Here is a 21511-nt window from a genome sequence, read left to right on the forward strand (position 1 = left end):
TCTCGAACCATCAGGAGCCCCGATGCACCGTCTTCCGCTCATGGCCCGCGCGGCCCTCGCCTTGTTGTACGGATTCGGCCTTGCCGCCGTGCCGCTGACCGCGCCCGCCGCCGAGACGGCATTCCCCTCGCGCCCGATCACACTCGTGATTCCCTTCCCGCCAGGGGGCGCAACAGACGTCAACGGCCGCGTGATTGCGCAGCGGCTCGGCAAGGAGCTTGGCCAGCCCGTCATCATCGAGAACCGCGCAGGCGCCGGCACGGTGATCGGTGCAAGCTACGTCTCGAAGGCGGCACCCGACGGCTACACGCTCCTGGTCAGTTCGGGCACCACGTTCACCGTCAACCCCGCCATCCGCGCCAACCTGCCCTATGACCCAGTCAAGAGCTTCGACCCGATCGGCATCGCCGGGCGCACCGGGCTGATCCTGCTGGCCAACAGCGATGTGCCGGTGCAGACGGTGAAGCAGTTCGTGGACTACGTGAAGGCGTCGCCGGGCAAATACTCATACGGTTCCTTCGGCACCGGCACCACCTCGCAGTTCGCCGGCGAAAGCATCCTGCACGCTGCCGGCCTGAAGATGACGCACGTTCCCTACAAGGGCAGCGCTCCGGCCATGACCGACCTGATGGGCGGGCAGATTCCCTTCAGCATCGACACCGTGAGCGCAGCGATCCCGCAACTCAAGAGCGGCAAGATCAAGGCAATTGCGCTGACCACGGCCAAGCGCTCCGCCCTGCTTCCCAACGTGCCTACCATGGCCGAGAGCGGCTATGCCGACATCGACATGGACACCTGGCTGATGCTGGCGGCGCCGAAGGGGCTGCCAGCAGATGTGAAGGCCAAGCTCGAGAAAGCCCTTGCGGCGACCATCGCCGACCCCGACACACGCGCCAAGCTGCTGGGCCAGGGGCTGGAGCCGGCCTACAGCAACGCCGCCGCGGCCAGCGAACTCATCAACCGCGAACTGCCGGTGATGCGCGCCGTGGCTGCGCGCGCGAGCATCACGGCCGATTGAAGAGCGACTGATGAACGCAACACCGAACACATCGCCACCCGCCGCCGAACTCGTCGAGCAATCCGCCATCGAATTGCGCCGCCTCATCGGCAGCAAGGAAATCTCGCCGGTCGAACTGCTGGAAGCATGCATCGCGCGAATCGAACGCGTGAACCCCTTTGTCAACGCAGTGACCGCCACCTGCTTCGAGCGCGCGCGCGCCGAAGCCAGGGACGCGGAAAGCGCGGTCATGCGCGGCGACCCGCTCGGACTGCTGCACGGACTGCCGCTGGGCGTGAAAGACCTCGAGCCCACGCAGGGCCTGCTCACGACCTGGGGTTCCGCCATCTACCGCGACCACGTGCCGGCGGAAGACATCGAACTGGTGGCTCGCCTGCGCCGCGCGGGCGCCATCGTGACGGGCAAGACCAACGTGCCCGAGATGGGCGCGGGCGCCAACTCGCGCAACGAAGTGTGGGGCGCCACCGGCAACCCCTTCAACCCGAACCTGAATGCGGGCGGCTCTTCGGGCGGCTCGGCGGCGGCGCTGGCCTGCGACATGCTGCCCGTGTGTACCGGCTCCGACACCGGCGGCTCGCTGCGCATTCCTGCGGCCAAGTGCGGCGTGGTGGGCTTCCGGCCTTCGCCGGGCATCGTGCCGAGCGTGCGCAAGCCGCTGGGCTGGACCCCGATTTCGGTCGTCGGTCCCATGGGCCGCACCGTGGAAGACGCCTGCCTTCAGCTGGCCGCATCCGCCGGCATGCACGCGGGCGACCCGCTCAGCCATCCGCTGGACCCGTTGTCCTTTCTCAAGCCGGCTCCGGTCGACCTGGCCAATCTGCGCGTGGCATGGACCGAAGACTTCGGCACCTGCGCGGTGGACGACGGCATCCGCGCCACTTTCCGCCGGAAGATCGAGGCCATGCGGCACCTGTTCCGGCGCTGCGACAAGGTCGAACTCGACATGGGCGAAGCGCATCGCTGCTTCGACGTGCTGCGCGCCGAGGCCTTCGTGGCGGGCATGCAGGCAGCCTACGAGCGCGACCCAAACAGCCTGGGCCCCCACTCGCGCGCGAACTACGAAATGGGCGCGCGGATGAGCCTGCTCGACAGTGCCTGGGCGCAGGCCGAGCAGACCCGCCTTCTCAAGCGCTTCCAGGCGACATTCGCCGACTACGACCTCGTGCTGTCGCCGACCACCCCGGTCTCGCCATTCCCCTGGACGCAGCCGTATGCCGACACCATCAACGGCGAGACGCAGGCCAACTACTACCGCTGGCTGGCGCTGACCTACGTGGTCACGCTCACGACGCACCCGGCGATTTCGCTGCCTTGCGGCGTCGACCACGCAGGCATGCCCTTCGGACTGCAGGTCGTGGGCGGATTCAGGATGGACCACCAGGTGCTGGGTGCGGCGCATGCCATGGAGGCGGCGTTCTCTCGCGATGCGCAGCTGCGCAGGCCACGTCCCGACCTGGCAGCGCTGAGAGCGGCGGAGCCTGCGCTGACATCGATCGTCAGGACACCGCCCATCTTCGACCGCGGCCTCATGGAAAGCGCCGCGATCTCGGCTGTCTGAGCCTCACCGGCGGGGCGCTGGGTTGTTTGCTTGCACGTCAAGATACTGTATATTCAAACAGTACTTCACGGGAGTTCTGAAATTCCCAATCCCGGTCAATTGCCCCAAGCACACCAGGACGATGAACCAAGCTGAACTGTTCTTCCCCCGCGCAACCGCGCCGGCACCCGTGCCTGTCGCATCGTTGCCTGAATTCGATGCCCCGCTCCACTTCGTGGAGGTCGAAGCAGCGGCCCAAGCCGATGCCTCGCCACCAGACGCCTACACCGTGCGGCTGGCGGACTACGCACTGCCATCGGCCGACGCCGCGAGAGTGGCCGAGCAGCGCTTCCGGCGCGAAATCGATCGGCAACTGGGCGACGATGTCATCCCCGCGCTGCGAGCCTTCCAGAATGCCAGCGAGTCGAGCGAGAGCGAACTCTCGAAGGCAGAAATCGCAATGGCCAAGCGCTGGGCAAAGGCCTACGACGCCGCGCGAACCGCCGGCTTTCGCGATCTGGGCGAAACCGACGAGGCGTACTTCGAAATCCGCATCGACTGACGGCGATCAGCCTCGCCGCGGCAACCGGCTCCTGGCAAGCGCGACACCCGCTCGGCCAGGAAGTCCACCGCCACGCGCACACGCAGCGGCAGATGGCGGCGCGGCGCATACAGCAGATGAAGCTCCTGCGCAGGCCCTGTGTGCCGGCCGAGCACCCGCACCAGCCGGCCTTGCGCCAGCAGGTCCGCCACCATCCACGTCGGCTGCAATGAAATGCCTGCGCCGCCGAGCACGCTGTCGAGCAGCGCCACGGCGTTGTTGACGCGATAGCGGCTGCGCACCGGAACCGTCTCCGGCCCGTTCGGCCCCTGCAGCAGCACGCCGTCGTCTCCGCCCGCATAGCGCAGGTAGTCGTGCGTCAGCAGATCCTGCGGCTTGCGCGGTTTGCCGCGCGCGGCGATGTACTCGGGCGACGCGACCAGCACGCGCGGCCATGTGCCAAGGTGCCGGGCAACGAGATCGGGCGGCAGCGTGCCGCCGACCCGCAGCGACACGTCGATGCGCTCCTCCAGCGGATCGACGAATCGGTCGTCGAGCACCAGCTCCAGCTCGATGTCGGGGTACAGCGCCAGGAACTCCAGCACCATCGCATTGAGATGCCGCTGGCCCAGCGTCACCGGCGCGCTCACGCGCAGCAGGCCGCGCGGCTGCTGGATGCCTTCGCGCGCATCGGCCACCGCGTCGCCGTAGTCTTCCAGCACGCGCCGCGAGCGCTCGTGAAAGCGCTGGCCCTCCTCCGTCAGGCTCAGGCCCGCGGCGGTGCGCCGCAACAGCCGCACGCCGAGCGAACGCTCGAGCCCCGCGACGAGCTTGCTGACGGTGGGCTGTGTGGTGTCGAGCGCACGCGCGGCGCCCGACAGGCTGCCCAGCTCGACGCTGTGCACGAAGGCTTCGATGGCGCGCAAGGTGTCCATGGCGGATGTATTCGAATGTGGAATGGCCTGGATGCCATTCTGCCTTCTACCCATCCATATCTGCATGAATGAAAGTCGGGCCACCGATTCGCTTTTCATCCAAGGACATGCACATGAGAGCCTCTTCACTCATATCGTTCATCCGTCACGGCGCCCTGGCGCTTTCGCTGGCCAGCGCGGCCGCCGCGTCCGCGGCCGGACCCGCAACCACCTATTGGAACCCCAGCTGGATCGCCAGCACGCAGCCCATCTGGAGCGGCGACTTCGTGCTGCCCTCGGGCCTGCCCTTCCAGTTCAACCGGCAGACCGTGCGCCAGGTGGCGCGCCTGAGCATCGGCGGCACGCGGCTGCGCGTGTCGATCAGCAATGAAGGCGGCACGTCGCCACTGCACATCGGCGCGGCTCGTGTGGCACGCCATGCGGAGGGCTCCGGGATCGTCGAAGGCAGCGACCGGCAACTACGCTTCGGCGGACAGGCCGAAGTGACCGTGCCGCCCGGCGTCCGGCTCGTCAGCGATCCGGTCGACATCGCATTGCCCGCGCTCGGCGAGGTTGCGGTGTCGCTCTACCTGCCGCGCCCCAGCCAGCCCGCGGGCTTTCATTTCGACGCCCGCCAGGTCGCCTATGTGGCGGAAGGCGACCTGACCGGCGCCTCGCGCATGCCGGCCACCGCGAGCCAGTGGAGCACCCGCGTCTACGTCAGCGGGCTGATCGTGGAAGCGCCCACGGCCCCGGTCACCGTCGTCACCTTCGGCGATTCGCTGACCGACGGCAACGGCGCCACGCCCGGTGCCAACACCCGATGGCCCGATGCATTGGCCGAGCGGCTCGCAAACCGCGACATCGCCGTGCTGAACGCCGGCATCTCCGGCGGCCGGCTGCTGAAGGACGGCATGGGCCGCGCCGGCCTGGAGCGCGCGGGCCGCGACGTGTTCGCGCAGCCGGGCGTGCGGGCCATGGTCGTGCTGCTGGGCACCAACGACATCGGCTGGCCCGGCGGACCGTTCGCGCCCGACGAGCCCGCGATTCGCGCGGAAGAATTGATCCAGGGCTTCAGGCAACTGATCGAGATGGCCCATGCCCACAACGTGCGCATCGTGGCGGGAACCATCACCCCGAACGAAGGCGCGTTGCAAGGCACACCACTCGAAGGCCACTACTCCCCCGAAAAAGACAAGGTGCGCCAGGCCATGAACCGCTGGATCCGCGAGAGCGGCGCATTCGACGCGGTGGTCGACTTCGACGCCCTGCTGCGCGACCCGGCCCGTCCGTCGCGCCTGAAGGCGGCCATGGACTCGGGTGACCACCTGCATCCGGGCGATGCCGGCTACAAGGCGATGGCAGCCGCCGTCGACCTGGAAGCCCTGCTGGGCACGGCGCCGTAAGCTCGCAAATATACTGTACATACATACAGTATTTCTCTAGAATTTGTCGTCTCCAAGAACAACATCGAGGCGACGCCGATGACCACCGCCAACCCGCCCGCGCCCTCCGCGCAGGCCCTTTTCTTCTCGAGGCTGCATGCGTTGCAGCCCCGTTCCCGCAAGGGCCGGATCTCGACCTGGCCCTTCAAGGTGGCCCGAGAGCAAGGCTACGGCGAAAGCCATGACAAGGACGACGTTCGCGTTCAGGCGTCGCGCGTCATCCGCACGACGGCAGAGAGTTGGTGGCCGTCGGTTTCCTGAAGGAGCGACCATGACCGAAAGCAAAAGGCTTCTCATCGGACTTTTCCCTACCGCAGACGTGCAAGCTGAAATCCAGGCACACCGCCAGGATTGGTGGTGGCCAAGAGATTGCTCGTTTCCGCCGGAAGAGCGCCTGCACCTGACGCTTCAGTCCCTCGACGATCAGCAGGGCAAAGCCGAGCGGCGACTGCGTGCCGCGCTCGCCGAAGTGCCCACGCGGCCGCTGAACATCAAGCTCGACAGCTCATGCACATGGCCCAATGACGTCTCGGTGGTGCAGCCCTCCACGCACGAGGGATTGCGGCGCCTCCAATACGACATCAGCCTTGCGCTGCGGCGCTCGGGCTTTTCCTTGTTGCTCTCAGGCCGGTGGACGCCGCACATCACGATCGCACGCAATTCAGAGCATGCCGCCGGCCCCATGCCCCTTGAGCCCATCCACTGGACCGCCCGTGAATTCCGCCTGGTCCGCTCGCACTTCACCCGCCCGTTCCGCCACGAGTTGCTGGACTCATATCCTCTGCATTGAGACGAGGCATTCGCAAGGCACTACAGTGGCCGGATGCCGACACCCTCAGCCATCTCGCACGAGACCATCGCCCAGCACCTCACGCAGGCCTATCGGCTTCGCGTTGCCCGGTCCGAACTCCTGCCGACGGGCACAAGCGCCACATCCGCGGCCTTTCGCGTCATTGCGGATGACGAGACGCGATATTTCCTGAAGCTGCAGCAGGGCGAACTCAATCCATCCACCCTCGCCCTCCCCGCCTTTCTCCATCACGACAAGGGCATCGAAGCCGTGATGGCTCCCATACCCACCGCAGACGGCGCACTGAGCACTCAAAGCCACGGCTTCAACTGGACGCTCCACCCCTTCTTCGACGGACAGAACGGCTTCGATAGCGCCCTGTCGGACCGGCAGTGGATCGCACTCGGCCAGGCACTCGTCGCCATCCACTGCACCGAACTCTCAGAAGCCCTGCTCGCCAGCCTCCCCAAGGAAAGCTACGCGCACCAATGGCGCGAAGGCGTGCGCCGCTATCAGCGCCGCTTCATCAACGGCACCGCTGGCGACGGCATCGTCCAGCGCTTTCTCGCCTTGTGGGAAGAGCACGCCGAAGAGATCGACACCGTCGTCTACCGCAGCGAGCAACTGGCTTCCATCCTGCTCGAACGTCCGCCGCTGCTCGTGCCGTGCCACTCGGACATCCACGCGGGCAACGTCCTCGTGGGCGACGGCGACCGGCTGTCCATCGTCGGCTGGCACGCGCCGCTCCTCGCGCCCAAGGAGCGCGACCTGATGTTCATCGGCGGCAGCGTCGGCAACGCGTGGAACCAGCCTCGGCAGCAAACGCTTTTCTACGAGGGCTACGGCCCGTCGGAGATCGACACAGTCGCGCTGGCCTACTACCGCTACGAGCGCATCACCAAGGACGTGCTCGATCTCTGCGACCGGATACTCGACAGCGCCAAGGCCGGCACTGAAGAGCGCGAAGAAGGCTTGCGCCGGATGCAGAGCCTGTTCCTGCCGAACGGCGTCGTCGCCATCGCTCACCAGAGCTACGACGCCGTGACCTGAAGCAGGCGAAGGGGCAACGCGTCAGATCAGCAGGTCTTGTGCGTCGTCTTCGAAGCCGGCAATGGGCCGCGCCTTGGCCAGCGCCAGCCACACCCCGAACGGAATGCGCTCGAAGCTGCGATGCACGGCCGCACGCGCCACCACGAGCCGCTCGCCTTCGAGCACCATCACGCCGCACTCGGCCGGTACTTCCTCGGGCTTGGCGATGCAGCGGCCCTTGGCGTCGTTGCCCAGCACGTACCAGCACTCGCCGCCCAGGTCGAGGTACGCCGCGCGCTTGTCGGGCTTGCGCAGGTCGCCGAGCAGGTCGGCGCGACTCACCTTCACCTCGTGCACGATGGGGTGCGCGTAGGCCTCGACGCTGGTATTGCGGATCGAGAACACATCGGGCCGCGCAATGCACCAGCGCGGCTTGCCGCCCTCTTCCAGCGGCGGCAGCCGGGCGCGCAGCCCGAGGCCGCGCCATGCGATGCGGCCGCCGCGCGTCATCTCGCGTGCCACGCGCTCGACCAGCGCCTCGTGCGGCGACATGGCCGCGCGGTTGATGGTGAGCGTGGTCGCGATGCGCGCAATGCCCGCGTCGGTCACGCGCAGCGTCTCGTGGCCGTGCATGCTGCGCACGCGCTCGAGGAAGCCGCCCGCCAGCAGCTCGACCTCGATGCCGTCGCAACAGGGCCAGCCGGCGGAGCGGTAGATCTCGCGCAGGCGCCGTGCGTGCAGCTTGCCGAAGGGCACCTCGATCACTTCGCAGGAGGCGGTCTGCATCGGCGGCGGCTCGACCACCGGCGGCGGAAAACCGGGGTCGGTCACCGGCGGCACCACCGGCGGCGGATCGCCTTCGGGCGGTGGCATGGGCGGAGGCGGCATGGGCACCGGCACGTCGGGTGCGGGCGGTGGCGGACCGATGGGCGTGGCGATGACGGGGTCAAGGACGAGTTCGGGCATGGCTCTGGCAGGTTAGCGAAAAGTCTTTCGGAACGCGAGGCATGGAACGATCGGTTGCATCAATCGATCCTTCAATGGAAGTCGCGGCTGGTGTTGCTCTGCGCCAGCCGGCCCATGAGCGGCGTCAGGTCCTTGAAGCCGGTGGCCACGAGGTGCTGCACCTTGCCGCCGGTTTCGTCGTCGCGCTGCCACGTGCCCTGCACCGCGAGCAGGTGCGACTTGAGCAGCGGCTCGCGCCAGGCCTCGGTGACATGGCTCCAGACGATCACGTTGACGTTGCCGGTTTCGTCCTCCAGCGTGACGAAGATGGTGCCGTTGGCCGTCTGCGGCCGCTGCCGGACCTTGACGATGCCGCAGGCGCGCGCGGTCTGGCCGTTGGGCACCGAACGCAGCTCGGCCGCGCTCATGAGCTTCATGCGTGCCAGCCGCGGGCGCAGCAGAGCGAGCGGATGGCGGCGCAGCGTGAGCCTGAGCGCCGCGTAGTCGCCGACTATTTCCTCGCCTTCGGACGCGGCCGGCAGCAGCAGTGCCTGCTCGTTGATGGGCACGCCTCGCAGCAGGCCCGGCGCCCGGCGTTGCGCCGTGGCGTCCCACACCTGCTGGCGACGGTGGCCGGAGAGGTACATCAGCGCATCGGCCGCAGCCAGCGCGGCCATGTCCTTGCCGTCGAGTTCGGCGCGCAATGCGAGGTCTTCGGTGCTGGTGAAGGGTGCCGCGGCGCGGGCCTGCAGCAGGCGCTCGGCGCCGCCCGCGCTGAGGCTGGCAATGCGGTTCAGGCCCAGGCGCACCGCGGGCTGGTTCTCGTTGCCAAGGCGGTCGGCATAGCGTTCGTCGATGCCGGAGGGACGCGGTGCATCGGGGTCCCGCGCTTCGAGCGTGGTGTCGAAGTCGCTTCTCGTCACATCGACCGGGCGCACCTCGACGCCATGCCGCCGCGCGTCCTGCACCAGCTGCGACGGGCTGTAGAAGCCCATCGGCTGAGAATCGAGCAGCGCGGCCAGGAAGCAGGCGGGCTCGTAGTTCTTGAGCCAGCTGCTCACCGTGACCAGCAACGCGAAGCTGGCGGCGTGGCTTTCGGGGAAGCCGTAGTCGCCGAAGCCCATGACCTGCTTGAAGATGGCTTCGGCAAAGGCTTCCTTGTAGCCGTTGTCGACCATGCCGCGCACGAGCTTGTCGTGGAACTTGCCGAGGCCGCCCTTGCGCTTCCATGCGGCCATGGCTCGCCGCAACTGATCGGCTTCATCCGCCGTGAACTTGGCCGCGATCATGGCGATCTGCATCACCTGCTCCTGGAAGATCGGGATGCCCAGCGTGCGTTCGAGCGCGGGGCGCAGTTCTTCCTTCTCGTAGTGAATCGGCAATCCCTTGCGCACCCGCTCCCGCTGCTTCAGGTACGGATGCACCATCCCGCCCTGTATCGGCCCCGGCCGCACGATCGCCACCTCGATCACCAGGTCTTCATAGGTGCGCGGCTTCAGTCGCGGCAACATCGACATCTGCGCCCGGCTCTCGATCTGGAACACGCCGATGGTGTCGGCGTCGCAGATCATGTCGAACACCTTCTTGTCGTCGTTCGGTATCTGGTGCATCTCCACCATCGAGCCCCGCCAGCGGTTCATGTGCTCGAGCCCACGGCGAATGGCGCTGAGCATGCCGAGCGCCAGCACGTCGACCTTGAGCATGCCCATCGCTTCGAGGTCGTCCTTCTCCCACTGGATGACGGAGCGGTCTTTCATCGACGCCTTCTCTACCGGCACCAGCCGCGTGAGCTTGGTGTGCGTGAGCACGAAGCCGCCCACGTGCTGGCTCAGGTGGCGCGGGAAGCCCTTGAGCTTCTGCGTGAACTCGATCCACTGGGTCAGCTTGAGTTCGTCTTCTTCCACGCCGGCACGCGCGGCAGCCTGGCACAGTTGCTCGCCGAGCACGGTGTCGTCGAACCAGTAGTGGTCTTTCGCGAACTCGTCGATCAGCCGCTCGTCGATGCCGATGGCCTTGCCCACGTCGCGCAATGCGCTGCGCGAGCGGTAGCAGATGACGACAGCGGCGATGGCTGCGCGATGCCGCCCGTATTTTTCGTAGATGTACTGGATGACCAGTTCACGCTTCTGATGCTCGAAGTCGACGTCGATGTCCGGTGGTTCATGGCGCTCGCGGCTCAGGAAACGCTCGAACAGCAGATGCCCCTTTTCAGGGTTGATCGCGGTGATGCCCAGGCAATAGCAGACCGCGGAATTGGCCGACGAGCCTCGCCCCTGGCAAAGAATGCCCTTCGACCTGGCGAAGCGCACGATGTCTTCCACGGTGAGGAAGAACATCTCGTATTCGAGTTCGATGATCAGGCTCAGCTCTTTGTGCACCTGCCGGCAGACGTTCTCGGGAATGCCCGAGGCATATCTTTCGAGCGGATACCTCTTGAGCGCTCCCTCCCACGTCTTCCGCACCAGCGTCTGCGCGGCGGTCTCGCTGCTTCCCACGGTCTCGAGCGGGTACTTGTAGTTTTCGCGGATCACCTTGGGGTCGAACTTGCAAAGCCGCGCCACTGTCTGCGTATTCGCGAGCATCTCCGGCAGATAAAGCTCGGCCAGTCGAACCCGCAATCGCAGGTGCCGCTCGGCATTCGACTGCAGCGCAAAACCGCATTCGGCCACCGTCTTGCCCTCGCGTACGGCCGTCAACACGTCGTGCAGCGGCTTGCATCCGCGCTTATGCATGCGCACGTCGCCGGCCGCCACCAACGGCACGCCGGCCTCCTCGCCCGCCTGCATCAGCGTGACCAGCCAGAGGTCGTCGTCGAGTTCGTTGAACAGCTCCACGGCCAGCCAGAGGTTCTCGCCATACAGCGCCTTGGCAGCCATCAGGTCTTCATGCAGCGTGGCCGCGTCCATTGCGCCGCCGGGGTTGCGGTCCGGCACGAAAAGGATCTGGCAATGCTGCAGCGATGCCACGTCGCTCTCTTCCCAGCCCACGCGATACTCGCCCTTGGGCAACTCGGTGTTGCGCGCGGCGGTGATGAACTCGCACAGGTTGCCCCAGCCTTCGGTGTCGTTGGCGATCACCACGAGCCTGAAGCGTTCGAACTGGAACTCGCTGCCGAACAGCAGGCGGAAACCGGGGTTGCGCGGGATCTTCGGCTCGTCGGGGTTTTCGCGCTCATATTCGTCGAGCTTCGCGGGCAAGTCGCGCAAGCCCACATGCGCCCGCACGATGCCCGCCACCGAGCACTCGTCGGTGATCGCCAGCGCCGTGTAGCCGAGCTGATAGGCCCGCTCCACCATCTCCTCGGGCGTCGATGCGCCGCGCTGGAAGCTGAAGTTGGTCAGGCAGTGCAGCTCCGCGTAATCGGGCAGCGTGAACGCGGGCGGCTTGCGCAGCGGCACTGGCAGCGCATGCACCTTGGCAGGCTGGCGCCTGCTTTCCTGCTTGCCGCTCAGTTCAGGCATAGAACCCCTGCAGATACCAGCGCACCTCGCCCGAAGAAAAGCGCGCCGCAGGCCGCTCGCGAAAAATCCACACCAGCCCGGCTTCGGGGCTTTCCGCGACGTAGTAGTCGCGCATCGCGGGTTGGCCGCCCTCTTCCTTGTCGCCCCACCAGCCCGCCTCGACGCGCTGCGGCCCGACCAGCCTGTTCAGCGTGCCGCGATAGCACGGGCGCTCGCCGTCCATCTCGAGCCGCAGCGGCTCGGGCAGCAGCCACGGCGGGTAGATGGCGTCGGGCTGCGAGGCGGCCGCCTGCGCCTGCCTGCGCGCCTTGTCGGGCGGGGCCGTGTCTTTGTGCAGCGCGGGCCGCCACGCCTGCTTGCGCTCCGGCCGGTGGTCGGCCTGTGCCGAGGGCACCAGCACCTGCGACGGGCCGAGCCGCACGCTGAGCCGCTCGACCATCTCGTGCAGCCTGTCGCCCTTGCGGTTGTCTTCGGGCAGGAAGCTGGTGCTGGCGCCGGCCCACGGATCGGTCTCCAGCGTGCGCAGCCGCAGCCAGCTCGCGGGCGCCGAGAGCGTGGTGAGCGCGAGTTTTTCGGACATCAGCCGGCGCAGATGCGCCATGTCCTGCGTGGGCTCGGCCGTGCGCACGGTGACCTGCTGGTGCGGCGGCAGGTTCACGCCGTTGAAGCGCTTGAGATCGAGCGTCCATTGCAGCTCGAGCGCGCGCGCGCCGCGCTGGCGGGCACGCAGCCAGAGCTGCAGCGAAGCCAGCAGCCGGTTGGCCGACCACATGAGTTCGGGCGCCGTTTCGGCCAGCGCGGGCAGTTCGAGCTTCTGCTCGAACACGTCGGGCAGCGTGAGCCAGGCGTGGCTTTCGGGGCGCAAGCCCCAGGCGGCGTCGAGCGCATCGCGCAACTCGGCACCGAAGCGCCGCGTGAGGCCGCCGCGCGGCAGCGCAGCCACGTCGCCCCAGGTGCGGCAACCGAGGCGCGCGAGCAGCTCGAGGTGCGCGCGCGCCGCGCTCAGGGTGTCGAGCGGCAGGCCGGCGGGCATATCTTGCGGTCGCTTCTCTTCGCGTGCGAACAGCCGCAGACGCGCCAGCGCGATCAGGCTGGTGGCGCCCTGCGTACCCAGCATGCGCGCGTCGGGCGCGGGGTTGTCGGCCAGCAGAAGGCGCATCAGTTGCAGCCGGCCGCCCCAGAGGCGTTCGCAGGCCGAGACCTCGAGCATCAGCGCTTCGTCCTGCCAGGCGACGTGGGGCGTGTAGCGCAGCGCCCACCAGCCGAGGGCCTCGGGCGTGGGCAGGACCGGGCCATCGGGCGTGCCGGCGTCGTCAAGTAGCCACCGCAAGGCGATCCAGTGCACTGGGGCCTCCTTTCCATGCGTCGATGCGCACCACCTTGGCGGAGGTTGCCGTCTCGCCCGCGTCCACGGTGCCTTGCTGCTGCAGCCGCAGCTTGCGGCGCACCCGGGCGGCGGCCAGCAGCGCGGCCATGCGCTCGTTGCGCGCGGGCAGCATGACCGGCGCGGCCAGCGGCGGCCCGCGGCGCTTGAGGATGTGCAACGCGATCTGCGAGGCATCGGCCTCGCAGCGGTCGGCGCGAATGCGCAGCCGCGCGGGCGATGCCGACAACGCGACCGACTCGGGCCGGCACACGAACAGCAGCAGTTCATGCTGCGCCGCCGCCAGCTGCAGCCGCCGCAGTTCGGCCACCCGCGCCTGCGGCAGCCACGCCACCACGGCCGCCACGTCGGCGCAGCGCAGCGCCTGCTCGCAGGCCCACAGCCGCGCGGCCGGCGCCTCGCTGCGGACCCACATCAGCGCTTCCACCGGCAGCCCCTGCGCCGCAAGCGACGGCCCACAGGGCTCCAAGGGCGGGCCGACCAGCACCACCGGCCCGCCGCGCACCTGCACCGCCTGTGCCAACGCCGGCAGCAGCAGCCGCCAGACATGGGCTTCGGGCGCGGCCTGGAGCAATTCCGTCATCGCGCCGACCGGCCATCCGCCACCCGGCAACTCCGCGTCGAGCGCGGCGTGACCGGTCGCGACGACCTGGGCGTCGGCCAGGCCGAGTTCGTCGGCATGCCAGACGCCGCGGCCCGCGGCAGCGGAAAAGGAATCAAGGAAAGGAAGGCCCATGGCAAAGACTGTTAACTGTATTTTTATACAGTATTTCATGGGCTGCGGGAAAAAAGCTGTTTTTCTTCGTCACGGGGGGCCAGGAGGAAGAAACTGGCGCTCCAGAGCGCTCCTGCCGATGCCGCCCACGCCTTCCACCGGATACTGCCAGCCATGCCGCCTCCGAAGGACTTTCCCCTCACCCGCGCCGAACTGCTGCGCCTGGGCGCCGCGTTGTGCGCCGGCGCCGTGCTCCCCGCCTTCGCGCAACGACCACCCATGCCCGCAATGAACACCCGCCCAATTCCTTCCACCCGGGAAGCCCTGCCCGTCATCGGCTGCGGCACCTGGATCGGCTTCGACCAGCGCCCCGGCACCGAGGAATACAAGCGATTGCCCGGCGTGCTCGATGCGCTCTTTGCCGCCGGCGGCACGGTGATCGACAGCTCGCCGATGTACGGCCGCTCCGAGGAAACCACCGGCGAACTGCTGGCCGCGTCAGGCCGGCGCGACAAGGCCTTCCTCGCCACCAAGGTCTGGACCTCGGGCCGCGAGGCCGGCATCGCGCAGATGGAGCAATCTTTCGCACGGCTGCGCACGCAGCGCATGGACCTGATGCAGGTGCACAACCTCGTCGACTGGCGCACCCACCTGGCCACGCTGCGCGGCTGGAAGGACAAGGGCCGCGTGCGCTACATCGGCATCACGCACTACACCGCCTCGGCCTACGGCGAGGTGGAAGCGGTGCTGAAGGCGGAGAAGCTCGACTTCCTGCAGATCAACTACTCGCTCGACGCCCGCGAGGCGGAACAGCGCCTGCTGCCGCTGGCCGCCGAGCACGGCGTGGCGGTGATCGTCAACCTGCCCTTCGGCGGTGGCGGGCTGCTGCGCCGCCTGCGCGACAAGCCACTGCCGCCGTGGGCCGGCGAGATCGGCTGCACGAGCTGGGCGCAGGTGCTGCTGAAGTTCGTGCTGAGCCACCCCGCCGTGACCTGCGTGATCCCGGGCACGAGCCGCGCCGAGCACATGGCGGACAACGCGGCGGCCGGCATCGGCACCTTTCCCGATGCGGCGTTCTGGCGCCGCGAGGCCGACGCTATTCGAACTTGACGTTGTGCTCGCGCACGGTGGCGCCGAAGGCGTCGTACTGCGTGCGGAAGAACTCGGTGAACTTGGCAGGGCTCATGCCGTAGCCCTCGAAGCCCTGCTGCACCAGTTGGGCATGCACCTCGGGCCGCTTGAGCGTGTTCTGCAACTCCAGCGAGAGCCTGTCGGTAATGGCCTGCGGCAGCCCCGGCGGCCCGAAGAAGCCGGCCCACGGCGTGATGGTGAGCTTGCCCAGCCCCAGCTCGCCGCCGGTGGGCACCTCGGGCAAGAGGCCGCTGCGCTGCGGCAGCAGGGTCACCAGCGCGCGGATCCGGCCTTCCTTCACGAAGCCCGGCGCCAGCGTGCCGGTGGTGAACATCATGTGGATCTGCCCGCCCAGCAGGTCGGTCATGGCCTGCATGTCGCCCTTGTAGCGCGCGTTGACCACCTTGCGCTCGCCCAGCAGCTGCAGCATCGCGAGTTCCGAGGCGCTGTTGCTCGACGCGGAGTTGAGCGCACCGGGCTTGGCCGCAACCAGCGCGAGCAACTCGTTCACGCTCTTCACCGGCAGGCTGGCCGGCACCACCAGGAACATCGAGAACTGCCCGGCCGAGCTGATCGGCGTGAAAGCCTTGAACGGGTCGTAGGGCGGCGTCGGCCGCAGCGTGGGCGCGGCCACCATCGCGGTGTTGGTGCCCATGAGCAGCGTGTAGCCGTCGGGCTTGGCCGACGAGGTGGCCTGCGCGGCGAGCACGCCGTCGGCACCGGGACGGTTCTCCACGATCACCTGCTGGCCGAGCTGCTTGGCCAACCCCTCCGCGATGATGCGCGTGAGCGAGTCGGCGCCGCCGCCCGCCGCAAAGCCGACGATCAGCCGCAGCGGCTTGTTGGGATACGCCTCGGCGCTCCATGCGGCAGTGCCGGGCAGCGCCGTTGCGGCAAGGGCCGAGACGGCCGCCAGGGTCAGGGTTCTGCGTTGCATGACGGACCTCGTTTTTCAGAAGAGATGGCGCACGCCGAATTCCCAGCCGGTCGAACGCTGCCCGGCCGCCGGGGCCAGGCCGCCGCTGACCACGTAGCGCGCCTGGCCGCTGTTCATCAGCCTGGCGTAGGTGCCGTAGAGCGCGGTGCGCTTCGAGAGGTTGTGCACATAGCCGATGCCGAACTGCCGCGCATCGTCGCGGTTGCGCGGCGTGCCGTCGGCGTTGCGCACGCTGTCGTCGCTGCGGTCGTCCAGGTAGGCGTAGCTGATGCGGATACGTCCGACCTCGAAGGCCGGGATGTGCACGCCGATCTCGGTGGTGTTCTTGCGCACCGTGCCGGCCACGATCTTCACTCGCACCATGTTGTAGAGCGCGAAGAACTTCGCAAAGCCCGCGTCCCACGAGCCGCCGATGTTGGCGTGCGTGTAGTTGCCGATGGTGGCGGTCGAATCGAAATGCGAGCGCGTGACGGCCGCCGCAATGTCGAACGCGCCGGAGGCAAAGCCCAGGCGCGCGCCGGCGAAGTTGCCATCGTCGCGGTTCGCGGCGGTGGAGTCGTTCTCGCCGGTGCCCGCCATCGCCATGCCGTAGAGGCCGCCGAGCTTGGGCGGCAGCCAGTAGCTCACGGTGTTGCTGCCGGTGATGGCCGTGGGCAGCGGCCCGGTGCCCGCGCCCGCAAAAGTGAGGTTGCCCGCGCGCGCCACGCCGTTGGCGTTGAAGGGGTCGAAGTAGATGCTGTTGTAGTGCGTGGGAATGAAGTCGTGGCCCAGCCGCAGCTCGCCCAGCGTGTCCGACGAGATGCTCACGAAGGACATGCGGTCGAAGGTGATCGGGCCCGCCGTGCCGGCGCCGCTGGTCTGGTTGTTGGTGTTGCTCGGCCGGCCGGTGCCGAGGTCGGGGTTCAGGCTGCCTTCGAGCCAGAAGCCCGCGCGCAGGCCGCCGCCCAGGTCTTCGGTGCCGCGAAAGCCGATCCGGCTGGTGGAAAGGCCGCCGTTCGACAGCGCCCTCACCGAGCCGTTGCCGGCACCGTTCGTGTACTGGATGCCGAGGTCCATCACGCCGAACATCGTGACGCTGGATTGCGCGTGCGCCGCGCCGCTGCCGGCCAGCCCCAGCGCCGACCACATCAAAAATCTCTTCATGGTTTCTTGTCTCCTGCTTCTTTTCTTGGGTTGAAAAACTCGGAACGGACGTGACGCGCGCAGGGCTGCGCCACCGGATGCGAACGGGGGTCCGCACCGGTTGGCGAAGGCCGGGGTCGAAGAGGTCTAGCCCGCGGGCTCGGGGCGCTCGGTGCGCACGAGCACGGCGCCCTTGGAAAGCGGCCCCACGTTGCGCCGGTACTGCTGCAGCCAGCCGGTGTCATGCACCGGCGGCGGGGGCTGCCAGTCGGCGCGGCGGGCCCGGAGTTCGGCGTCGGTCAGCGCGATGTCGAGGCGGCGCGCATCGAGGTCGATGGTGATCGTGTCGCCGTCGCGCACCAGCGCGAGCGGGCCGCCCAGCGCGGCTTCGGGCGACACCTCGGCCACCACCAGCCCCTTGCAGACCAGGCCCGAGAGATGCCCGTCGGTGAGCAGCGCCACCTGGTCGCCCAGCCCGGCACCGTCGATGGCGAAAACCACGCGCGAAGCGCCGCCGCCCATGGCCGGGCCGCCGCAGGCGCCGGCACCGCGCATCACGACCACCTGGCCGGGCACGATCTCGCCCTTTTTCAGCGCGCCGATGGCGGCGTCGGAAGTCCAGAAGCAAACGGCCGGGCCGGTGAAGCGGCGCACCTTGCGCTCCATGATGCCGGTCTTGATGAGCCCGGACTCCGGCGCGAGATTGCCGCGCAAGAGCACGATGGCCGGCAGCGGCGCGACCGGGCGGCCGATGGGGCGGATCACCTCGGCGTCGGCCACTTCTGCGTTGCGCAGGTTGTCGGCCACCGTGCCGCCGGTGACGGTCGGCGCGGCGGTATCAAGCAGAGGCTGGAGCTGCTTCATCAGCGCACGGCAACCGCCCGCCGCCTCGAAGGCTTCGATGGAATTGCTTCCGATGGGCCGCACGCCGGCCAGCACGGGTGTGGTGGGGCCGAGGCTTTCGAAGAGGCCGTACACATCGACGCCGCACTCGCCTTCGGTCGCCACCGCCTGCAAGTGCTTGGCGGTGTTGAGCGAGCCGCCGATCGACAGCACGGCGCGCACCGCGTTGGCAAAGGCACCGGGCGTGAGGATGTCGCGCGGCTTCAGGTCGTCCAGCACCATCTGCACGATGCGCGTGCCTGCCGCGCGCACGTCAGCCATCATCTTCGGGCTCAAGGCGGCCACCGGCGCGCTGCCCGGCAAGGCCATGCCGAGCGCCTCGCACACGATGTGCATCGAGTTGGCCGTGCCCAGGCCCGAGCACACGCCGGGTCCGCGAATGGCCTCGCGGCTCATGCCCACCAGTTCCTCGACCGGAAGATTGCCGGTGACGGCATGCATCGCGCCAATGAACACTTCCTCGATGTCCATGTGGTGGCCCCGGTACTCGCCGCTGGGCTGGTAGCCGCAGGGCACCAGCAGCGTCGGAATGTTCAGCCGCGCGGCCGCCATGAGCTGCCCCGGCACCGTCTTGTCGCAGGAGGTGAGGCAGACCATGCCGTCGAGCTGCGCGCCTTCGACGGCCACCTCGATGTCGTTGGTGACCAGGTCGCGCGCGGCCAGCATGTAGGCGCCGCGTGCGCCGGCGCCGGTGATGAAGTCGCTGGGCGCGGCGGTGCGGATCTCGAAGGGCACGCCGCCCGCGGCGCGGATGGCGGCCTTCACTTCCGCCGCCACGCGGTCGAGGTGGCTGAAGCAGGCGGCCAGCTCCGAGGAGCTGTTGACGATGGCGATCTTGGGCTTCTCGCAGTCCTCTTCCGGAATGCCGAGCGCGCGCCAGTGCGCATTGCGCACCGACCACAGGTAGGAGCCGCGCGGGAAATTGCTGCGCAGGGGTCGGGTCATGCGGCACCTCCGGCCTTCTTCTTCGTGATCTCGATCACGCCACGGTCGGCGTCCACGCGCACCCAGTCGCCGGTCGCTATGCATTCGAGCGGGTCACGCTCGAAATCGGTCATCGAAGGCGCGTGCGTGACCACGGCGCCCAGCGCCATCTTGGTCGTCATCTCGTTGAACAGGAACGCGGCGGGGGCCGAGTTCATGAGCCGCGTCATGTGGAACATCGCCGACCAGCCCGAGGAACCCTTGGCCCCCGGAAACACAAGCACCTTGCCGGCAAAGCTCCGGCCGCGCAGCTCGTGCCGCGTCTCGATGACGGTGCCGGTGCGCGGATCGATGCCGCCCCAGCCGGAAATGCGGTCGCGCGTGACCAGCGCCTCGCCTTCGGCCACGCCGCCCACCACCTTGCGGCCGCGGATGACGATGGTTTGTCCAGTGACGACTGCGGCGCTCATGCGTAGCCTCCGTTCCAGCGGCCGGTGCAAGCGGCATCGATGCATTCGGCCGTGCTGCCGAACCAGGCCTGCACGCCGAGGATGGCGGGCAGGTAGTGGGCCTGCTTGGCCGAGTCGAGCGCCACGGTCTTCGTGCCCTTGGGCACGGCGCGGCTCATGGCGGAGCAGCTGTCGCTCATGATGATGCCGCCCGCGTCCTCGATGATCTTCGTGTAGCCGTTGCGGTCGGCCAGCGACTTGATGGCGCGCGGCGTGAAGATCCACAACTCGCAATCGGGATGCACCTTGCGCCCTTCGATGAGCTGCGCGGCTTCCCAGATCTGCTCGATGGTGTAGTGCGGGCAGCCCAGCATCACGTACTGCACCTCGGCGTCCTTGCCCGTGGTGTTGATCTTCTCGTAGGTGGCGCGGCGCTCGGCCTCGCCGTAGCGCAGCACCTCGACGGGCGCCTTTCCGCCCAGCGCCTGCTCCAGCGTCAGGGCCTCGGGCGTGACGCCCGCGATGTGATACATCTCCACGCCGCCCGACGACGAGGCCGCCGCACCGAAGTGCTTGAGCCGCGGCAGGTTCGGCACCCGCGAAATGCCGCGCCGGCCGTGCACCACCGGCACGCGCTCCTGCACATGCTCGCCGATGTAGTAGCCCAGCAGGCCCCAGTCCTGCACCGACTCGACCTCGATGTCGAGCTCGACCACGTGCGTGGCGCGGCGGTTTTCATCGAGGTGGTAGCCCCAGTACGGAATGCGGCCGGTGAGCATGGCGGCGCCGGTGCTCTCGCGGCCTTCGGTGTTGGTGCGCGCGCCCAGAACCGAATTGCAATACACCACCGCCGACGATTCCATCCATGCGCAGTGCTCGCCGCGCGTCGGGATGTTGCCGACCTGGTACGGCGTGCAGGTGTTCATGATCTGCGCGCCCAGGCCGGCGGCGTGCCGCTCGCTCCTGTTGTAGAACTGGACGATTTCCTCGCTCACGCCCATGCGCTCGGGCTGGCCGGGGTCGAAGCCCAGCTGCAGGTGGCTGGTGAAGACCTTGAACTTGGGGATCTCGACGGTCTCCTGGCTGTCGAGGCTGAACTCGGAGAACACCGCGTCCATGCCGCCGCCCTTGGCAAGCGCGAAGTCGCGCTGGAAGGGCGTGGTCGACGTGATGGTGGCGCACACGTTGCGCGTCTCTACCAGCCGCTCGGCGCCCAGTGCTTCGCCGTAGCGCATCAGCAGGTCCATCGCCTTCTGCACGGCCGGGCCGTCACGGCCGTCGTACATGGCTTTTTCTTCATCGCTCAGGTGCATGGCCTGTGTCTCCGTTCTTCTGTCGTCATGGGGAATGAACCCCGGCCGGGCTGCTAACCCGGCGAGGGCGTGGGTACGTGGCCGCCGATGTCGCGCGCAATGCTCAGTGCGATGTCGTGCAGGCGCGGCGCGAGTTCGTTGCGCAGCCGGTCTTCGGTGAACACGAAGGCGGCGCCGCCGCCGTTGAGCGCCATCACCTCGCCATCGGGCCCGATGAGGGGCACCGACACCGAGTTGATCTCGCGGTGGAACTCGCCGAGCGACAGGCAGTAGCCCAGCCGCTTCGACTCGCCGATGGCGCGGTTCATGCCGGGCGCGATGCTGTCCCACTCGGGGCCGCGCAGCAGGCGCATCGAATCGACCAGCTGGTTGCGCTGCGCCTCGGGCAATGCCGAGAGGTACGAGCGGCCCAGCGCCGAGTTGGCCAGCGGCGCGCGCGAGCCGACGTCGAGCCGCGCCGAGAGCATCGACGAGCGCGGGCGGCAGGCTTCGATCAGCACCATTTCCATGCCGTCGCGCACGGCCAGGTAGACCGAGGCGCCGACCTCCTCCGCCATCGCCTGCATGCTGGGCCGCGCGGCGGCGCGCACGTCGAGGCTGCCGAGGAACACGCGCGACAGAGACACCACGCCCGGCCCGAGCATGAAGCGGTCGGGCGCCTGCGCCGCCTTGAGCATGCCCAGCGAGAGCAGCGTGGCGACCAGCCGGTTGACCGTGGGACGCGGAATGCCGGTGATGCGTGCAATGTCGGCATGGCCCAGCACCGGGCGTTCTTCGCTGAAGCAGCGCAGCACCGAGATGCCGCGCTCCAGCGCGCTCACCGTGTCGGAACGCTCGCCGCGCGCGTCGGCCGGCTCGGCCGCGGAAAAGGAGGTGTCGTTTTTTTCAGTGGACATGGAGGGACCCTTTGCAAGACTCTTCTCAGGACTCTCCAATGTAGAGGCTTGCGAAGA

At 68.2% G+C, this 21511-nt stretch carries 19 protein-coding genes; 8 read left to right on the forward strand and 11 right to left on the reverse strand.

The genetic code is table 11. The features are described from left to right. Positions 1-22: 22 nt before the first annotated feature. The 3 genes from ACQY8B_RS13580 (at position 23) to ACQY8B_RS13590 (ending at position 3117) form a co-directional block, all read left to right on the forward strand. Positions 23-1018: a Bug family tripartite tricarboxylate transporter substrate binding protein gene (locus tag ACQY8B_RS13580; protein WP_422087174.1), complete on the forward strand. Its 996-nt coding sequence runs from the start codon at positions 23-25 to the stop codon at positions 1016-1018. Positions 1019-1028: 10 nt separating this feature from the next. Next, a complete protein-coding gene (locus ACQY8B_RS13585; RefSeq protein ID WP_422087175.1) occupies positions 1029-2576 on the forward strand; it encodes an amidase in 1548 nt (515 codons plus the stop codon). Between the two features lie 121 nt (positions 2577-2697). Beyond that, the gene (locus tag ACQY8B_RS13590; RefSeq protein ID WP_422087176.1) at positions 2698-3117 is read left to right on the forward strand and encodes a hypothetical protein; all 420 of its coding nucleotides are present in this window, start codon (positions 2698-2700) and stop codon (positions 3115-3117) included. Here ACQY8B_RS13590 and ACQY8B_RS13595 read toward each other — a convergent pair. Beyond that, positions 3039-4031, reverse strand: coding sequence for a LysR substrate-binding domain-containing protein (locus tag ACQY8B_RS13595; RefSeq protein WP_422087177.1), 993 nt, complete (start codon positions 4029-4031; stop codon positions 3039-3041). The two genes, ACQY8B_RS13590 and ACQY8B_RS13595, sit on opposite strands and share 79 nt — an antisense overlap. 113 nt (positions 4032-4144) lie before the next feature. Between ACQY8B_RS13595 and ACQY8B_RS13600 the strand changes: the two genes are divergently transcribed. The 4 genes from ACQY8B_RS13600 to ACQY8B_RS13615 all read left to right on the forward strand — a co-directional run bounded on the left by ACQY8B_RS13600 (position 4145) and on the right by ACQY8B_RS13615 (position 7295). Then, the gene (locus ACQY8B_RS13600) at positions 4145-5416 is read left to right on the forward strand and encodes an SGNH/GDSL hydrolase family protein (RefSeq protein ID WP_422087178.1); all 1272 of its coding nucleotides are present in this window, start codon (positions 4145-4147) and stop codon (positions 5414-5416) included. A gap of 78 nt (positions 5417-5494) precedes the next feature. Next, entirely contained in the window at positions 5495-5716 is a 222-nt protein-coding gene (locus ACQY8B_RS13605; protein WP_422087179.1) for a hypothetical protein, read from the forward strand. 10 nt (positions 5717-5726) lie between these two features. Further along, positions 5727-6245, forward strand: a complete 519-nt coding sequence (locus ACQY8B_RS13610) for a 2'-5' RNA ligase family protein (RefSeq protein ID WP_422087180.1) — start codon at positions 5727-5729, stop codon at positions 6243-6245. 33 nt (positions 6246-6278) lie between these two features. Beyond that, positions 6279-7295 carry a phosphotransferase gene (locus tag ACQY8B_RS13615; RefSeq protein ID WP_422087181.1) on the forward strand — a complete coding sequence of 339 codons (1017 nt, stop codon included), beginning with the start codon at positions 6279-6281 and terminating at the stop codon, positions 7293-7295. A gap of 21 nt (positions 7296-7316) precedes the next feature. Here ACQY8B_RS13615 and ACQY8B_RS13620 read toward each other — a convergent pair whose 3' ends face one another. The 4 genes from ACQY8B_RS13620 to imuA form a co-directional block, all read right to left on the reverse strand. Further along, positions 7317-8240 (reverse strand): hypothetical protein, encoded by a 924-nt coding sequence (locus ACQY8B_RS13620; protein ID WP_422087182.1) that lies wholly within the window; start codon positions 8238-8240, stop codon positions 7317-7319. 71 nt (positions 8241-8311) lie between these two features. Beyond that, complete coding sequence (locus ACQY8B_RS13625; protein WP_422087183.1) at positions 8312-11680, reverse strand: error-prone DNA polymerase; 3369 nt, start codon at positions 11678-11680, stop codon at positions 8312-8314. Beyond that, positions 11673-13025, reverse strand: a complete 1353-nt coding sequence (locus ACQY8B_RS13630; RefSeq protein ID WP_422087184.1) for a Y-family DNA polymerase — start codon at positions 13023-13025, stop codon at positions 11673-11675. The genes ACQY8B_RS13625 and ACQY8B_RS13630 overlap by 8 nt, the downstream gene beginning before the upstream one ends. Continuing rightward, positions 12994-13800 (reverse strand): translesion DNA synthesis-associated protein ImuA, encoded by an 807-nt coding sequence (gene imuA / locus ACQY8B_RS13635; protein WP_422087185.1) that lies wholly within the window; start codon positions 13798-13800, stop codon positions 12994-12996. Before imuA ends, ACQY8B_RS13630 begins: the two co-directional genes overlap by 32 nt. 153 nt (positions 13801-13953) lie before the next feature. Between imuA and ACQY8B_RS13640 the strand changes: the two genes are divergently transcribed. Further along, positions 13954-14889, forward strand: a complete 936-nt coding sequence (locus ACQY8B_RS13640; protein WP_422087186.1) for an aldo/keto reductase — start codon at positions 13954-13956, stop codon at positions 14887-14889. On the opposite strand, the gene ACQY8B_RS13645 is transcribed toward ACQY8B_RS13640, so the two are convergent. The 6 genes from ACQY8B_RS13645 to ACQY8B_RS13670 all read right to left on the reverse strand — a co-directional run bounded on the left by ACQY8B_RS13645 (position 14876) and on the right by ACQY8B_RS13670 (position 21454). Beyond that, a complete protein-coding gene (locus ACQY8B_RS13645; RefSeq protein ID WP_422087187.1) occupies positions 14876-15847 on the reverse strand; it encodes a Bug family tripartite tricarboxylate transporter substrate binding protein in 972 nt (323 codons plus the stop codon). The two genes, ACQY8B_RS13640 and ACQY8B_RS13645, sit on opposite strands and share 14 nt — an antisense overlap. 15 nt (positions 15848-15862) lie before the next feature. Next, entirely contained in the window at positions 15863-16990 is a 1128-nt protein-coding gene (locus ACQY8B_RS13650; RefSeq protein ID WP_422087188.1) for a porin, read from the reverse strand. A gap of 126 nt (positions 16991-17116) precedes the next feature. Continuing rightward, on the reverse strand, positions 17117-18817 hold the full coding sequence (locus tag ACQY8B_RS13655; RefSeq protein ID WP_422087189.1) for a dihydroxy-acid dehydratase: 1701 nt from the start codon (positions 18815-18817) through the stop codon (positions 17117-17119). Continuing rightward, a complete protein-coding gene (locus tag ACQY8B_RS13660) occupies positions 18814-19266 on the reverse strand; it encodes an aconitase X swivel domain-containing protein (RefSeq protein WP_422087190.1) in 453 nt (150 codons plus the stop codon). Before ACQY8B_RS13660 ends, ACQY8B_RS13655 begins: the two co-directional genes overlap by 4 nt. Next, positions 19263-20558, reverse strand: coding sequence for an aconitase X (locus ACQY8B_RS13665; RefSeq protein ID WP_422087191.1), 1296 nt, complete (start codon positions 20556-20558; stop codon positions 19263-19265). The genes ACQY8B_RS13660 and ACQY8B_RS13665 overlap by 4 nt, the downstream gene beginning before the upstream one ends. 53 nt (positions 20559-20611) lie before the next feature. Further along, positions 20612-21454, reverse strand: a complete 843-nt coding sequence (locus tag ACQY8B_RS13670; protein WP_422087192.1) for an IclR family transcriptional regulator — start codon at positions 21452-21454, stop codon at positions 20612-20614. Positions 21455-21511: the final 57 nt, after the last annotated feature.

Source organism: Variovorax sp. (assembly GCF_965279555.1).
Taxonomy (GTDB): Bacteria; Pseudomonadota; Gammaproteobacteria; order Burkholderiales; family Burkholderiaceae_C; genus Variovorax.

Coding starts and splice junctions, on each gene's coding strand:
- ACQY8B_RS13615 (WP_422087181.1), top strand. CDS start 6,279: ATGCCGACACCCTCAGCCATCTCGCACGAGACCATCGCCCAGCACCTC.
- ACQY8B_RS13655 (WP_422087189.1), bottom strand. CDS start 18,817: ATGACCCGACCCCTGCGCAGCAATTTCCCGCGCGGCTCCTACCTGTGG.
- ACQY8B_RS13585 (WP_422087175.1), top strand. CDS start 1,029: ATGAACGCAACACCGAACACATCGCCACCCGCCGCCGAACTCGTCGAG.
- ACQY8B_RS13625 (WP_422087183.1), bottom strand. CDS start 11,680: ATGCCTGAACTGAGCGGCAAGCAGGAAAGCAGGCGCCAGCCTGCCAAG.
- ACQY8B_RS13580 (WP_422087174.1), top strand. CDS start 23: ATGCACCGTCTTCCGCTCATGGCCCGCGCGGCCCTCGCCTTGTTGTAC.
- ACQY8B_RS13640 (WP_422087186.1), top strand. CDS start 13,954: ATGCCGCCTCCGAAGGACTTTCCCCTCACCCGCGCCGAACTGCTGCGC.
- ACQY8B_RS13665 (WP_422087191.1), bottom strand. CDS start 20,558: ATGCACCTGAGCGATGAAGAAAAAGCCATGTACGACGGCCGTGACGGC.
- ACQY8B_RS13610 (WP_422087180.1), top strand. CDS start 5,727: ATGACCGAAAGCAAAAGGCTTCTCATCGGACTTTTCCCTACCGCAGAC.
- ACQY8B_RS13645 (WP_422087187.1), bottom strand. CDS start 15,847: ATGCAACGCAGAACCCTGACCCTGGCGGCCGTCTCGGCCCTTGCCGCA.
- ACQY8B_RS13620 (WP_422087182.1), bottom strand. CDS start 8,240: ATGCCCGAACTCGTCCTTGACCCCGTCATCGCCACGCCCATCGGTCCG.
- ACQY8B_RS13650 (WP_422087188.1), bottom strand. CDS start 16,990: ATGAAGAGATTTTTGATGTGGTCGGCGCTGGGGCTGGCCGGCAGCGGC.
- ACQY8B_RS13670 (WP_422087192.1), bottom strand. CDS start 21,454: ATGTCCACTGAAAAAAACGACACCTCCTTTTCCGCGGCCGAGCCGGCC.
- ACQY8B_RS13600 (WP_422087178.1), top strand. CDS start 4,145: ATGAGAGCCTCTTCACTCATATCGTTCATCCGTCACGGCGCCCTGGCG.
- ACQY8B_RS13590 (WP_422087176.1), top strand. CDS start 2,698: ATGAACCAAGCTGAACTGTTCTTCCCCCGCGCAACCGCGCCGGCACCC.
- ACQY8B_RS13605 (WP_422087179.1), top strand. CDS start 5,495: ATGACCACCGCCAACCCGCCCGCGCCCTCCGCGCAGGCCCTTTTCTTC.
- ACQY8B_RS13660 (WP_422087190.1), bottom strand. CDS start 19,266: ATGAGCGCCGCAGTCGTCACTGGACAAACCATCGTCATCCGCGGCCGC.
- imuA (WP_422087185.1), bottom strand. CDS start 13,800: ATGGGCCTTCCTTTCCTTGATTCCTTTTCCGCTGCCGCGGGCCGCGGC.
- ACQY8B_RS13595 (WP_422087177.1), bottom strand. CDS start 4,031: ATGGACACCTTGCGCGCCATCGAAGCCTTCGTGCACAGCGTCGAGCTG.